General features: G+C 40.2%; 14 protein-coding genes. 8 read left to right on the top strand and 6 right to left on the bottom strand.

Annotated features, from left to right (window positions below):
• Nucleotides 1–130 precede the first annotated feature (130 nt).
• From ACJAZP_RS03735 to ACJAZP_RS03725, 3 genes are read left to right on the top strand one after another with little or no spacing between them, the layout of a single operon-like run.
• Nucleotides 131–985: a putative selenate ABC transporter substrate-binding protein gene (locus tag ACJAZP_RS03735; protein WP_415229389.1), complete on the top strand. Its 855-nt coding sequence runs from the start codon at nucleotides 131–133 to the stop codon at nucleotides 983–985.
• The gene (locus tag ACJAZP_RS03730; protein WP_415229388.1) at nucleotides 985–1,662 is read left to right on the top strand and encodes an ATP-binding cassette domain-containing protein; all 678 of its coding nucleotides are present in this window, start codon (nucleotides 985–987) and stop codon (nucleotides 1,660–1,662) included. The genes ACJAZP_RS03735 and ACJAZP_RS03730 overlap by 1 nt, the downstream gene beginning before the upstream one ends.
• A 56-nt stretch (nucleotides 1,663–1,718) precedes the next feature.
• Entirely contained in the window at nucleotides 1,719–3,212 is a 1,494-nt protein-coding gene (locus ACJAZP_RS03725) for a PhnE/PtxC family ABC transporter permease (RefSeq protein ID WP_415229387.1), read from the top strand.
• Nucleotides 3,213–3,356: 144 nt separating this feature from the next.
• Here ACJAZP_RS03725 and ACJAZP_RS03720 read toward each other — a convergent pair whose 3' ends face one another.
• Nucleotides 3,357–3,605: a DUF3297 family protein gene (locus tag ACJAZP_RS03720; RefSeq protein ID WP_415229386.1), complete on the bottom strand. Its 249-nt coding sequence runs from the start codon at nucleotides 3,603–3,605 to the stop codon at nucleotides 3,357–3,359.
• A gap of 395 nt (nucleotides 3,606–4,000) precedes the next feature.
• On the opposite strand from ACJAZP_RS03720, the gene ACJAZP_RS03715 reads away from it, so the two are divergent.
• From ACJAZP_RS03715 to ACJAZP_RS03705, 3 genes are read left to right on the top strand one after another with little or no spacing between them, the layout of a single operon-like run.
• Nucleotides 4,001–5,209: an ABC transporter substrate-binding protein gene (locus tag ACJAZP_RS03715; RefSeq protein WP_415229385.1), complete on the top strand. Its 1,209-nt coding sequence runs from the start codon at nucleotides 4,001–4,003 to the stop codon at nucleotides 5,207–5,209.
• Nucleotides 5,206–6,321 (top strand): FecCD family ABC transporter permease, encoded by a 1,116-nt coding sequence (locus ACJAZP_RS03710; protein ID WP_415229384.1) that lies wholly within the window; start codon nucleotides 5,206–5,208, stop codon nucleotides 6,319–6,321. Before ACJAZP_RS03715 ends, ACJAZP_RS03710 begins: the two co-directional genes overlap by 4 nt.
• The gene (locus tag ACJAZP_RS03705) at nucleotides 6,321–7,067 is read left to right on the top strand and encodes an ABC transporter ATP-binding protein (protein WP_415229383.1); all 747 of its coding nucleotides are present in this window, start codon (nucleotides 6,321–6,323) and stop codon (nucleotides 7,065–7,067) included. Before ACJAZP_RS03710 ends, ACJAZP_RS03705 begins: the two co-directional genes overlap by 1 nt.
• A 283-nt stretch (nucleotides 7,068–7,350) precedes the next feature.
• Here ACJAZP_RS03705 and ACJAZP_RS03700 read toward each other — a convergent pair whose 3' ends face one another.
• Nucleotides 7,351–8,538, bottom strand: coding sequence for a TauD/TfdA family dioxygenase (locus ACJAZP_RS03700; protein ID WP_415229382.1), 1,188 nt, complete (start codon nucleotides 8,536–8,538; stop codon nucleotides 7,351–7,353).
• Nucleotides 8,539–10,054: 1,516 nt separating this feature from the next.
• Here ACJAZP_RS03700 and ACJAZP_RS03695 point away from each other — a divergent pair.
• The gene (locus tag ACJAZP_RS03695; RefSeq protein ID WP_415229381.1) at nucleotides 10,055–10,633 is read left to right on the top strand and encodes a PEP-CTERM sorting domain-containing protein; all 579 of its coding nucleotides are present in this window, start codon (nucleotides 10,055–10,057) and stop codon (nucleotides 10,631–10,633) included.
• Between the two features lie 1,298 nt (nucleotides 10,634–11,931).
• The gene (locus tag ACJAZP_RS03690) at nucleotides 11,932–12,672 is read left to right on the top strand and encodes a hypothetical protein (RefSeq protein WP_415229380.1); all 741 of its coding nucleotides are present in this window, start codon (nucleotides 11,932–11,934) and stop codon (nucleotides 12,670–12,672) included.
• 86 nt (nucleotides 12,673–12,758) lie between these two features.
• Here ACJAZP_RS03690 and ACJAZP_RS03685 read toward each other — a convergent pair whose 3' ends face one another.
• From ACJAZP_RS03685 to ACJAZP_RS03670, 4 genes are all read right to left on the bottom strand, one after another.
• A complete protein-coding gene (locus ACJAZP_RS03685; RefSeq protein ID WP_415229379.1) occupies nucleotides 12,759–13,163 on the bottom strand; it encodes a DUF1801 domain-containing protein in 405 nt (134 codons plus the stop codon).
• Nucleotides 13,164–13,281: 118 nt separating this feature from the next.
• Nucleotides 13,282–13,701 (bottom strand): GNAT family N-acetyltransferase, encoded by a 420-nt coding sequence (locus ACJAZP_RS03680; protein ID WP_415229378.1) that lies wholly within the window; start codon nucleotides 13,699–13,701, stop codon nucleotides 13,282–13,284.
• A gap of 96 nt (nucleotides 13,702–13,797) precedes the next feature.
• Nucleotides 13,798–14,226 (bottom strand): GNAT family N-acetyltransferase, encoded by a 429-nt coding sequence (locus ACJAZP_RS03675; protein ID WP_415229377.1) that lies wholly within the window; start codon nucleotides 14,224–14,226, stop codon nucleotides 13,798–13,800.
• A 106-nt stretch (nucleotides 14,227–14,332) separates the two neighbouring features.
• Nucleotides 14,333–14,734, bottom strand: coding sequence for a GNAT family N-acetyltransferase (locus tag ACJAZP_RS03670; RefSeq protein WP_415229376.1), 402 nt, complete (start codon nucleotides 14,732–14,734; stop codon nucleotides 14,333–14,335).
• Nucleotides 14,735–14,819: the final 85 nt, after the last annotated feature.

Genomic DNA, 14,819 nt, shown 5'->3' with positions numbered 1-14,819 from the left:
AAAATACCCTATTATCAGCAAGCTGCGATTATAGATATGCAAAACTGTTTGCACAAAGTGACGATAATGAAGCGTTGCATCAATTATCAGGTAAGTTAAAATAGCCGCATTACCCCCCCTTAGGATTAAGATGAAACTAACACATTTAGTATCGGCTAGCCTTTTAAGTTTATTTTCGACGCTTGCATTAAGTGCCACATTTACTTTTACCGCTATACCCGATGAAGATGAAAGCAAACTTCGTACTCGTTTTGACAAAGTCGCCGATTATTTATCTGAGCAACTGGACGTTGAAGTAAAATATATTCCGGTGAAGTCGTATTCTGCTGCAATAACCGCATTTCGTAATAATCAGGTCCAATTGGCATGGTTTGGTGGTTTATCTGGTGTGCAGGCACGTCTTTTGGTACCCGGCTCTGAAGCTATTGCGCAGGGGTTTGAAGATCAATATTTTAAGAGTTATATCATTGCAAATCATACCGTCGAGCTAACGCGATCTGACGATTTTCCGAAGCTCAATAATTATACCTTTACCTTTGGATCTAAGGGTTCAACCTCAGGGCGTTTGATGCCGCAGTTTTTTATTGAGAAAAATTTAGATAAACCCGTTGATCAGATTTTTAAACGCATCGGTTTTTCTGGTGATCACAGCCGTACCATCAGCCAAGTTGAAGCAGGTGTTTATCAAATAGGCGCGGTCAATTATAAAGTGTGGGACAGCGCAGTTGAAAAAGGTGAAGTTGATACCAGTAAAGTGAAAGTCATTTGGGAAAGCCCTACTTACCCAGATTATCAATGGACAGTGCATTCGGGTATAGACAATGATTTCGGTGCAGGCTTTAAAGCCAAGCTGACTAACGCATTAATCGGAATGACTGATAAGGATTTATTAGCCAGTTTCCCGCGTTCGTCTTTTGTACCAGCCAAAAACAGTGATTATCAACCGATTGAGCGTGTTGCTAAAACAATTGGAATGATTGATTAATGTTGTCGTTGGTTGATATTGATTTAGGCTATGACCAACAGATTATTTTAGCTAAAATTAATTTGTCATTTAGCGCCAATCAACATGTGGCGATTTTAGGTCCTTCCGGCGTGGGTAAAACCACGCTGTTACATCATCTGTATAAACAGCTGTCGGAAAAAACTTGCTTGTGCTCGCAAGCCAAAGGCCTGGTCGATAACTTATCGATTTATCATAATGTCTTTATTGGCGGGCTGGCGCGTTATTCTCCTTGGTACAATTTAGCTAATTTGTTATTTCCTTTTAACAAACCGCAACAAAATATTCGCGCTATTTGCCAACAGTTTGAATTGACCGCGCCCTTGCAGCAGAAAGTTAGCGCACTGTCCGGCGGTCAACGTCAGCGTGTTGCGCTCGCCAGGGCACTCTTTCAGCAACAGCCCGTATTCATGGGTGATGAGCCATTTTCTGCATTAGATCCATTAATGGGTCTGCGACTGTTAAATTTGATTAAGCAGACGCACCAGAGTGTTATTTGTGTGCTGCATGACGCCGAATTAGCGTTAGCACACTTTGATCGCATTATTGTTATCAGTGCTGGCAAAATAGTCTTAGATGATAAAGCCGATCAATTAACGCTGGCGCATTTATCGCAGCATTATGCCTTAGCAGATACTGTTAAGAATGCAGCAACATAAGATGAACGTCCCTTTTCCGACCTTCAATAATCACCCTTTCTGTTATGCCTAACACCATGACTTTTAATGGATTCTCCTATGCAGGACACTGGCAGAAAATAACCCTGTTGCTGTTGTCGATGGTATCAGTGTGTTGGTTTTTTGCTGATACCGAAGTAATTGCGCTTGAGCCCTGGATCGAACTTGCCCGTATGGGGCAGGGTTTTATTCACCCCGATTTTTTCGCAACCGAGTATTTACTTGAGGCTCTATGGCAAACCATCAGTTTTGCTTTGCTGGGGATAACGTTTGGATTGATATTAGGGTTTCCGTTAGCATTGTTTTATCAGCACCCTCTTATTGCGGCAATGTGTGCGTTTATTCGTGCTATCCATGAGATATTTTGGGCGTTAATATTTTTACAAATATTCGGTTTATCTGCCATTACCGGTATTTTGGCCATTGGCCTTCCCTATGCCGCGACCTTTGCTCGCGTGTTTTCTGATATTTTACAACAGGCTCCCAAGCACACCTCATTTTTGCTGCCCGAGGGCACAGATAAATTATCTGCCTTTATTTATGGTCGCTGGATGCATATGTATCCGCTGATTATCGATTATATTCGCTACCGTTTCGAGTGTGCGCTGCGCAGCAGTGCGGTGCTGGGTTTTATTGGTATGCCGACATTAGGCTTTTATTTAGAGACGGCTTTTCGCCAGGGCCACTATCAGCAAGGTGGTGCATTATTAATTTTATTCGTATTGTTAATTGGCAGCATACGCTTTTGGGCTAAACCGCTTTTGTTGTGGTTATATTTACCGCTTGCCGTGTATTTCCTACCGCCTATTCCGCCCATTGACGGGCAACTTATCTGGCGTTTTCTCAGTGTTGATATTTTCCCGCCTATGCTGCAGGGACAACCCTTCTTAAACTGGTTTGACACTGCTACTTTATCGAAACTATTTAACTGGGTTTATCAATTAATCAGCCAGCAGGTTTTTCCGGGTATGATTGCCACCCTGGTACTGGCTTCTTGTGCCTTAGGGTTAACCTATATACTGACCCTGGTTTTATTACCTTTTAATAGCCGCCTGATGATGCCAAAAGTGATCCTCTTATTCATGCGTACCTTGAATTTAATATTACGGTCACTGCCGGAATATTTACTGGCCTTTGTGCTAATGATGCTGTTAGGGCCTTCGATGTTACCCGCTATAATTGCATTAGCATTACACAATAGCGGCCTGATGCTGTTTTTAATGGCGCGTCAAGCTGACAGCCTGAAAGTACCGCTGACCTATAAGCCTCGAATTGATCAGTACAGTTATGTGGTTATCCCTAAACTGTACCCGCATTTTATGGGGCTGTTGTTTTATCGTTTTGAAGTTATTATCCGTGAAACGGCTATTTTGGGTATGATTGGAGTAATGACCTTAGGTTTTTATGTGGACAGTAATTTTTCTGAAATTCGCTTTAGCGGCGCCTTATTACTACTAGTTTTCACCGCTGGGCTTAATGTTTTAGTTGATTATATCGCGCGTCGATCATTGTATTCATCCGCGAAACGATGATAGTTAAAATTAAACGGGAAAAATAGAAAGGGCCTAAATTTCTTCAAGCCCTTTTTGGTGATAATAGTCACTGGCATTACCAAAGGTCTTAACCTTTGCACCAACCTAGTCGGGCTAAGTTAGCGGTTTATCAATGAACCGCTATTAACGATAAAACGCTTCAACAGTTCCTTTTACCATCACTAAAAGCGGTTGTCCGCGACGGTCCAACGCTTTGTGCGACGCGACTTTTATCCAACCTTCACTGATACAATATTCTTCGACATCAAAACGCTCTTTGCCGTTGATCAGAATGCGTATGTCGTGCTCAAAAACTTCTGCCACATGATGTGGGCTACGGGAATTAATCGCAAGGCGATCTGGTAAAGCGGGTAGCGATGTAGTGTCGTTCATGTTCGTGACCTGTAGTAATATAAAGTCCGCTATTGTAGTCAATATAGGCATAACGCTCAAGCGCTTCAGTAATAAATGTTAGTACCCTTTGCCAAGAAAGCAGTAAGCCTCCAATTTTGTGAATATGTTGGAAGATATAACCCCGTCAGCGCATTGCCCGATTGCGCATATTGTTAAATGTATAGCGCTCCCCCTTTTGAATTGAAACTCAACATTAAAGAGCCAAGGCTCCTTTGCTCAATTCTTCAAAATCACCATTAATTTCAATTATTTATTAACAGAATATTGGGAAAGATGTTTACAATAACAATGATAACGATTACCATTTACATTACCGTTATTCCTCGATAACTCCTATTTGTCTCATTACCATTTCGTTTAAGGTGTTTACTAATATGAAAAGTGTTACCTTCTTTCGCACTCTACTCAGTACTTTCATTTTTATTTCCAGCATATTTATTTCTTATTCAAGCGTCGCCGATACCTTTCCGGTGACGATCACCGACATCGCCGGCCGTACCATCACCATCGACAGCGAACCAAAAAACATTGCCTTATCCACCGGCAGAGTATTCCCGCTATTAGAAATAATTTATCAAAAAGATGCAGCTAAACATTTGGTTGCATGGCGCGATGATATGCGCTTATCGGCCCCCTCCATGTATCAGAACTATATTAAAGATTATCCAAGGCTTAAAAATATAATGACCATAGGCTTGATTAAGTCTGGAGAATTTGACGCCGAACGTTTCATTAATATGGCCAATAAACCGGATCTGTTTGTTGTGGATTTATCCAATATCAAATTAGCCGAAGATAAAGGACTGCTTGAAAAATTAGAAAAGGCAGGAATTAAAGTATTAGCCATTGATTTTCGTGAGCACCCAGTCAAAAACACCGTTCAATCAGTCACTACTTTAGCCACAGCGCTGGGGAGAAAAGCACAAGGCCAGCGCTTTGCCGATTATTACCAGGAACACATCACCCGTTTAACCGATGCCGTTGCTTCTTTATCTGTCGAAGAACAAAATAAAACAGTCTTTATTGAACGCTCTGCAGGTTATAGCGATTCATGTTGCCGTACTTTTTCAGAAGGTAATATGGGCGCGTATATTCCGTTATTAAAAGCTAAGAATATTGCAGAAGGCCCACTACAAGGTGCGGTTACCGGGCAAATGTCACCGGAAAGTGTGATTGTTGCTCAACCGGATATATACATTATGCAAACCACGGGATGGCTTGATAAAGAAGGTAATGTCACCGCGGGTATTCCATTGGGATACTCACCTATTAATAACGGTGCTGTTAATAACAGTGCTATTAAAAATGACGCTATCAAAAAATCCACCGCTGCATTAATGGCACGCTCATGGTTAAAAGCGACCAAAGCTTATCAAGACAAAAATATTTACTCCATTTACATGCCCTTTTATAACTCGCCTTATAACTTAGTGGCAATAGAATACTTTGCAAAATGGATCCATCCGCAACAGTTTAAAGATTTGAATCCGCTGCATACTTTTGAAGAAATGAATCAACGCTTTGCAGACCGTTCTGCGACGGGTTTTTTTGGGCAGAACAACGTTAAGGTAATGCAACAATGACTCACGCTAGCTATGCCCCTGAAATGATATTTAGAGAACAGGATAAAGCAAATATTCAACGCGATAATGTTCACCTTAACAAGGCATTAACCGTGCATCACTTGCGGATCAAAAAGAAAAAACTCGCACTGCTTATTTTTTTCTTGCTGAGTTTGATAGGCTTAATCGCAGACATTCTAATCGGATCCCACGGCCTTACATTGTCGCAGGTCTTGTCCGGAATTTTTCATCCAAATTCAAGTGATATTGTCACGCAAACCATTATTTGGGATATTCGCATGCCGATGTCCTTGATGGCACCCTTTGTTGGCGGCGCCTTAGCCATTGCCGGTGCGCAAATGCAAACCACCTTAAATAATCCTTTAGCGGATCCTTATACTTTTGGCGTATCTGCTTCAGCCGGATTTGGCGCATCACTGATCATTACCCACGTTATTTCAATACCTTTTATCGCAGAGCAATATCAAATAGCGATCATGGCTTTTGTTATGTGCTTATTAACCACCTGTATGATCGCCGGCATTTCTTCGATTAAGCGTATTTCTATTGAAGGCGTGATGTTATTTGGGGTTGCCATTATGTTCGCCTATGACGGCATGCTCACTATGATGCAATATATCGCGACCGAAACGCAGTTACAGACATTGATATTCTGGCAGATGGGCTCACTTGACCGCGGTAGTTGGGAGAAAATCATCACCCTTGCGCTTTTATTGCCGGTTGTAATGGCAATCATGATCAAAGACGCATGGAAATTATCATCCTTAAAAGTGGGCCAAGAGCGTGCGGAATCAATGGGCATTAACGTTAACAGACTACGTATCAAAACTTTATTGTTAGTGTCTTTAATTACCTCATTATCGGTTTCATTTGTTGGCGCTATTGGTTTTGTCGGCTTAGTTGCCCCGCATATTGCACGTATGATTTTAGGGGAAGATCAACGCTTCTTCTTACCCGCTTCCTTTTTGCTGGGCGCAGTACTGGTTGAGTTAGCTTCCATTGCCAGCAAGTCGATCATGCCGGGTATTATATTGCCTTTAACCGTGATGATGTCGATCATAGGCGTTCCTTTCTTTATTTTCTTAATCATTAAAAAAGGCGGTAGATTCTAATGTCACTTAAAATTAATCACCTTTCGGTCTCCTTTGGTAAGAATATCATCTTGAACAATATGAGCATTCCGGAGATCTATCCCGGTGAAATGGTTTCTTTAATCGGCAAAAATGGTGCCAGTAAATCCACCATACTCAAGCAAATGACCAAGCGTATACGCTTTAATCCAGACTCAATGACCCTAGGGGGCAAACCACTTAGGATTGATGACATTGGTTATTTACCACAGGATCACCGCATCTCTGCCAACATAACGGTTCTTGAACTTTTAATCACCACCATGCATGTCTGGGCTAACTCATTGTTTACCAAAGCCCGCAGCGCAGAAAATGCATTAACGTTATTAGAAAGCATCGGCATTTTGCACCTCGCAAATAAAGTCTGCACTGAATTATCGGGAGGAGAAAGCCAAATGGTTGGACTGGCGCAATCGGTCATCAATCAACCTAAAGTATTGATCCTCGATGAGCCTACGTCTGCACTAGATATGCATAATCAATTTAAGCTGTTGGAATATATTAAACACTATGCACGCAGTACTAATGCTTGCGTGTTAATGGTGGTCCATGATTTGAATTTAGCCATTCAATATTCAGATAAAGTGGCAGCTTTACATAACGGCAGCCTGTTTGCTTATGGCGAGCCAAAACGTATTATTGATAAGCAACTGATTCGCGATATTTTCAACGTTAATTCACAAATTATCCAGCTCGATAACTACCCTGTGGTGGTTGCTTGTTTATAGCCATCTTTGTAAAAAAGGTTGTGTGACAAATAAACAGTTGTAAAAAAAGTTGAATAATCAGTCTTTTTCGCTGTAATCAATGATTATCGCGGAAACATAGAAACGGGTTAATATTTACTCAATTAGATGAGTGTCCAGTTATTTCATCACCTGCCAAGGACTAGTGTGTCACGAATTATTGCTGGCCGCAGGTTAATCACGGAAACCTTAACGGAATTAAACCGTTAAGGTTCGGAAGGCTCCTGATTTGTCTTCACCGTAAGGTTTCACGCAATTATTCAGATCAGATACCCGGATCATTTTTTTGAGCCAGTTGCTTGCCCAGTATTCTTAAACGACTTTTAAATTCTGAACGGTCAACATAGCAACCTCTGAGATGACGTTTGCCAACATTCTCATCAAAGGCATTACGGCCATGCAGTACCCGCCGGTTATCAAATACCACCATTTCACCAGCAGCCAATTTCAGCTCTATTTTATAACGCGCATCTTTTAGTCGGCCCATCAGTTGACGATAAGCGATGTAGTAGTCGTACATAACCTCGCCAGGCAGATCAAAGATATCCGCGATATGAGCGTTGTATTTGATCTCAACAATATTACCAAAGTTATTCAGGTTAATTACCCGGTGGTGCTCACGGATATCGTGATCCTGGTCGTGATATCGAAATGGAATCGCATACTCAGAAAGCAGACGGAAATACTCAGGCTGATCTTCACGCAGCTCTTCCAGTACTTTTAAAGCATCCACAAAAGTAGATTCGCCACCGACACTTTCATTGCTCAGGAAGTGTAAAAATTGATATCCCGGAGGCACTTCCTGATTTGGCAAATCTGTATGTAATGGCAATGAGAGAGAAGTGTAAGCCATATTAATCGGATCTTTTTCTGATATCACATCAAAAGTCATCCCAAAATTAGTCTGGCGCAGATAGTCAATCCGTTTTGCCGTGTGCACAACGGCTTCAGAGTCATCGGGCATACCATTAATAATGGCTATCCCGTTGGTATTTAGAGCGCTCATCCACTCATACAAGGCCCTGTCGCTGGTCATGATTTCCTGCTGGCTCTGCTCCGGGATCTGGTTAATAAATTCGCTTCCCCAGCTTTGATAACTACTACTATGATCTTTGCCCAATTCACCAGAATAACAAAATTCACGTAACCAGCTTTGCTTGAAGCAGCTGACATGCCCCTGCTCAGACCACTCGATAATAAGCGTCCCATTATCCAAAGAGATTGATAACGGATGGATATTCTGCGAGACGCTGAGCAGATCAAAGCAACGCTCACCGGTTTGAGGATGGAATGCTGAGGGACAGTTATCACGCAGCCAGATGGAGTGATAGGTAGTATCGATACCGTCGCTCCAGCGCATTTGAATTGCACGGTCACTTTGCTCCACTGATTCTATGTAAAAATCGGTTACTGCTGACAAATCTGATGTTGGTTGTGTTTGAAGTGTTTCCATTTAAGCGGGCCCTGCATATACATGGTCGAAAAAGATGCCCATGGTATGTTGCCAGTATTAATTATTCAAACAATAAATTTTGACCCTGTTGATAAGAAAACATAACGGTAAAGCGTACTAATCTACCACCACTAAACTGGCTGAAAACATTTGAAACGGCCTCAAGATTACTCAATTTTAGCGCGGGAGGGAGTTGCATCTGACGCAGTCTGCGGTGAATCAGTAGATACGGCTACTGGAGCACCATCTGGGTGAGCCGTTGTTTATTCGGGAACACCTTACGAATATTTAACCAATAGTGGTCTGGCGTATTTGCCGGTTGTGCAGAGTGCAATCAGCAATTTGCAACATAACACCTCGGAAATCTTTTCCCCGTTATGTGAAGGTCGTCTGGTGATTGGAATGGAATGCAGCTACATCCGTTATTTACTCCCGAGCTCAAACCCTACTGTTCTCCCCGACTTCCTAGTCAGTTGAGTGATCCTGGTGAGCTGTTGTCATTACCTCTCCTTGAAGTTTTAGGTAACCGACAGGGATGGCCAGAATATTTTCAGAAAGCCTCTGTTGAAACGGATAGTGCCGATATTATCTATCACAAGACTAACAATCTAACAGCAGGAATGTCGATGGGTGAAATGGCTGGGTGTGTTTCTGGGCTACTCGGACTTCTCTACTGATCAACCGGACAGTGCCAAATTACAGGCACCTTTTGATATATGTCTTCAAACGGAAGATAACTATTATCTGGCTTATCCAAAAGGAAGACCTCTATCCAAGTCTGCAACAGTGTTCAATGAATAGTTACTGAATGAATTGGGGTTAGATCCCTCAGGAGCTAAGCGGCGTGCCCTCTCGCAATAATTTTTTTTACCAACTTCGGCTCGGTAATGATATCTCTACAGGATAATCTACGGATGACATCATTCGCAGATAAGTACAAAGGTTATTGGTTCCCACCATTAATCATCCAGCATGCTGTTTAGTTGTACTATTACTCAACTCTTTTACAAAATTACAGGTAAAAACGAAAGTCCCTCCCGACGTTGTCTAAACCAGCTGCTTTTGTTTATGATGAACTTGCCTTTATTCAAAAAAATCATCTTAGGAGGTGTTCTACTTTCCGGAACAAAAATTTTAACAATTTCGTCATTTTTATTCATATGACTGCTAAATTGCGATCCAACACTAACCTTAAGGCAGCTGCATCAGTTCCATGGTCCGGGCCTGATGTTCTTCGACCAAATCACACGCTTGCGTCATCAGTAATCGCGTGGGATGAGATAACTCGGCAGCACAATCAACATGATGAAGCAGGCTATAATTCCTGTTCGAACAATGGTAAGCAGGATTGACAATATGCTTCGAACTATGGATGTGTAATAAGTGATAACGTCGGCTTATTTTACAGTCGCCACAACCCTGATTAATAAGTTATTGAAAAATAGGTTCTAAATATCTGGCGTGTTAATTGCATTGTCATTAACACGATAATAACTGACCAAAAGGAACCACTCAAATGCTAAAAATCAAAATAATAACCGCAGCAATCATGCTAATAGCTTTTGCTCCGCTTTCTACTGCCGTACCGTTCACCGAAACAATCACTCTCGAACAAACCTCGAGAAGTCAGGACTTGACGTATAATTTTACCAATTTGCCAAGTTCAGATGGCAGTGACGGCTTTATCACAGTTGCCAGCGCTCCCGGGTCAGAGTTTGATTTATCCACCTCCTCCATCGAGTGGTTTGATCTGGTTATTGACGGCACCACTGGCGGTCGATATACCTGTAGTGGCAGTGTTGCCGGGGGAATAAACATGGGATGCGGCGGCGCTACTAATAAGAATACGTTTAGTCTGGCGCTCAGTTTCAGCAGCCTGCTGGCAGATTTTGGGATCGACATTCCAGCGTTTCTTAGCGATGGGGCGTTGGACATCACCTATGCAACTGGCGCAGGTGTTGACGATATTGGTGACTCATTTCTCGATGTCACTTTGGCCTACAACACGAGTACAGCCGTACCAGAGCCATCGACCTTTGCTATTTTGGGTCTCGGTCTGGTATTGATGGGAATTGCTCGCAGACGCAAAGTATAAAAGCGACTACAATTGAAAAGACCCAGCCTGGTGCCGGGTTTTTTTTGTCCCGCAACCTTCTGCATGACTAGGAAAGAAATAGCTGTTCTCACGCATTTTACTTTTAGCTCGCTTATACGCTCTTGATAAAAGTGACGTACAACCAGATAAGTCAAATTCCTTTTTATCTTTTATATGTATATATAGAAAGTATTTAATCTCATTAATATATTCATTCGTTGACAATTCATAAACCAAATTATTCTGTTTATTTGTCGATATGTTATTTCTTGTGATTTTTTTCTGTGCCTTAGATGATAAGTGTAATTGAAAATGCTTTTGGCTTTTATCTCTATCATAAATGTCTTTAGGCACATTTATAGTTGCAAACATCGAGTCATATTTATTGTCAAAATCGTTTTCATATAACTTATATGATTCATTAAGTAGCTTACTTAATCTAACAGATTCACTGATAACAAACTGAAAGTCTTCAACGTTTTTTTTGTTGCAGCCATAGAAACTTCCCAATTAAAATATGAGGCGAGCATTTACTGGCCTAACAGCTTTATATGGATCACTACGCATGAAATACCGCGATACCTACATCATAAAAAATAATCATAACAATATTTATTTAATCTCACAAAATCAATATATTAAGTGAATTTTTAATGAATTGTCAATTTAAGATAGTTGTTAACGTACCACCTATCTCATTTTTAAAATAGATGATAATCTATTAGTTTATAGCTAAATTTAGCTGCTCATAAATATAACCTGCAGGATGATACCTATCACTGAAAAAAACCTTGAAATGGCTCACCGCAAATAAGCGGAATGCTTCATGCCATGAGGATCAAGTGTTTCATTTTGCATTATAAAAAATTAAATAAAGTATGAACGAGTCGCCCTTTACGTTTAAGGTTATCTGGTACCCTTCATCATGTGACATCGCATGCTAATGCTAGGAAAACTATCTACTTAGAATATTGCAATTCAAACCTAACTCCATCCTGCAATGAAGCTATCATAAAATTTTATCAATCAGGTGGTTACACAGAGAAAGAGAATGGCGACTATCTCAAAATACATTATTCATCAGTAACTCGTATTGTAACTACGAGTAAAAAAACAAGACAATGCAAAATAAAAGAGCTGACTCTATAGGCCCAAGCCAGTTTCAAGTTTGAACTTGGTTACTAGCTAATAAGAGAGCAGTAGCTGAATAAGTCAAGCATTACTAAATTTGGCTTCAGAAAAATCTAAATTAACAATAACGTTTGATCCAACAACATTGGATTAAACTAAAGGCAATTATGTACCGTATACCTGATAAAAAATATTCTAAAATAAAAATTGCCCACTTAAATCTAACTGCTTTATGGTGGCAGATTCTTGAAGTCAGAAACGAAGTAAATATTACTCAATTTAACGAACTAGCGAAGAAGTTGAGGGTCATGGTGGCTGAGCAAAGCATTAAAATTACAGATTCTCTTTTGGGGCGCACCAAAGCAGACAAAGAATGGAATGAATCCACGAGTGGTGGTTTTTATAAGGACTGGGGTAAAGCATGGCGTAATTACTACACTTTTACCCTGGAGCCTATCTCCGTAGACGAAAATGCACAGGAAAAAGAAAAATCCATCAACATGAAACTACCGAGACAACATTTTGATAAGTTACACTTAAAAGTACAAAATGCTGATCAACAACCCTCGCCTGTCAAAATGCTTCAACAAGTTGAAACGCCTGTTGATATGAAGAAAACAGTTCATATAAAGAAAATGAAAAAGCTATTAGATAATATTGAGATCGCTACCATTCTGGGCGGAAATTCTGTGTTGGACACGAAGTTTCCACATGTGTCTCATGAAATTTGCTGTTATTGGGGTACTGAAACGTTTTATAGATACATTTATGAGCTAAGCATTAATACAAGACCCGAGCCGCGACAAGGTTTTCCTAAAGTGGCGTGGCTTGAAATACAACAAATTAAAAAATACCATACCACTCAATTCCCTTCTACTGCAAAGAAAGATATTTGGGAATTTTGTTAATATAGAGTGAATTACCGATTATAAGTCTCTAATAATGCAAAATAAAAGACTTGATAACCCATATACGTATCTGTCTTGTTGTATGTTTATGCACCAAGCAGATCTAGGTGCTTAATTTTTTTATAACGCAATGACATTGATATGCAATGTGCTAGTTCTTTATAAGGTACAACCTGATTTATTTTAAATACAATTGCACGATTTCCCTCATAGGCAAAAGTATCACCATAAACTTCTTTAAACGTTTCTATCAGCGAAGTTTTACAGTTGAAATATATACAATACTGATCCGGATATTTATCTTTCCAGTCAATTCTAATAGTGCTGCCTATTTTCGAAACATAACTAGGCTCACCCCATTTCAATGTTTCTGTTATATCGAAAATCCCCTCTTGCTTAGCGACATTAAAAATAAGGTCACGTACAGTACCGAGTAAAACAGCAACATCTGCGGGATAAGTAGAAAATTTTTGTTGTACGCCTACGTTCATTTTATCACCTCGACTTAAAAAAAAACGATCCTATCAACAGACAAGATTTGCTCGTAAAAAATACAAGCGTAGCGAATTAGCCGGCCATATTTTGTGCTTGTAGATTAACTTAGTGGACTTATTGGCGAACCATTAAATCAATATTCAAGCCTTGTTGTACGTACTTTAATTTTCTTTTAATTAAAAACTCAGGCACGTCTTTTGGCTCAGCAATAATAAAACCAGCATCACCATAAAATCTAACGAGGTGGTGATGCGCTAAGCAATAACAAGGCGCTTTAATCTGTGCAATATGATCGCTCGTGTAGCTCAACAACTTGCGGCCAATTTTCTGGCCTCTCAAGGTTGGCAAAACCTGCATACCTCGAAGGACTAACACTCCATATTCTAGGGCAATTCGTACCACAGCAAAGATACAGTTATCCTCAACTGCATAGAAAACATCATCAGAACCGTCAAAAGTTCCCCCGTAACCACACTTTACATAGAAGTCTGACAGTTCACTCAACTCGCTTGCTTTAGTTTTAAACAATTGCATACAACCTCAACGCCTTAATAAAAGGCAAAATTTGGGTGGATAAATACAAGCGGAGCGAGACAGCCAGGCGTATTTTGTCCATGTTGATTGATTTCTTTATTCCGTTTTGTATACATCAGGAGCCCAAATCTCCATAAATTTTTGTGGAGCAGCTAATTGCTTAAAACCAAATTTTTCATATAAAGTATGTGCGTCTGCAGTGGCCAAAACCATTCTTCGCAAACCCTGTAATTGCGGATGATCTATAATAATTTTCATTAATTTTTTACTCAGACCTTTCCCTCTATGTTCTTCCAAAATATAGACATCAGATAAATAAGCAAAAGTGGCAGAGTCAGTAATTAATCGAGCAAATCCAACTTGAGCCGAGTGATGGAATACACCAAAGCAAAGTGAATTATCGATAGCTTTACTGACAACATGATGTGGTACGTTTTTAGCCCAGTAGGATCTTGATAAGTACGAATGAATAGCATCAATATCCAGCAAACTCTTATTCGAAGTTATCATATATTCGTTAGTCAATTTAATTTTCCTCACATGGATTGATAGCAACGCCTCGTTCACCGGCGGGTAAGTTGGCTGATTTTTCTTTTTAGCAAAACCGTTATTCGTCGAGTGATTTTATTTGTTACATTATTCCCATAAGTTTAGAGCTTTGCTCAAAACCATGCCTCTGATACAGGTCATGCGCATCACCGGTCGCCAACACAAGAAATAAATTTTTCCAGCGCGGATCATTTACCACAGTTTCAACCAACCACTTTCCAAGATCTTTTCCTCTATATTCAGGCATAACAATAACATCGGCAAGATATCCAAATGTTGAGTAATCCGTGACCACTCGAGCAAAACCAATTTGATAATCATCGTCATATAACGACAAACATTCTGAATGCTTTATTGATTTATCAATGACAGAAAGTGATCTATCTTTAGCCCAGTAGGATTGTTCGAGAAGCGCTTTAACTCGCTGTAAATTAACTTTACCTGATTCATCATAAATGTAGAACTGCTTATTCGAATAAATCATTTCAGCTTCAATTCCTTAAAATATAAACGCCCAGCTTAGCTTAAAATACATAACTAGGCTGTAGAATTTATCCGCATTTCCTCTG

The sequence above is a fragment of the Psychromonas sp. genome (genome assembly GCF_047632955.1).
Taxonomy (GTDB): domain Bacteria; phylum Pseudomonadota; class Gammaproteobacteria; order Enterobacterales; family Psychromonadaceae; genus Psychromonas.
This window is presented reverse-complemented; position numbering and strand designations above follow the sequence as displayed.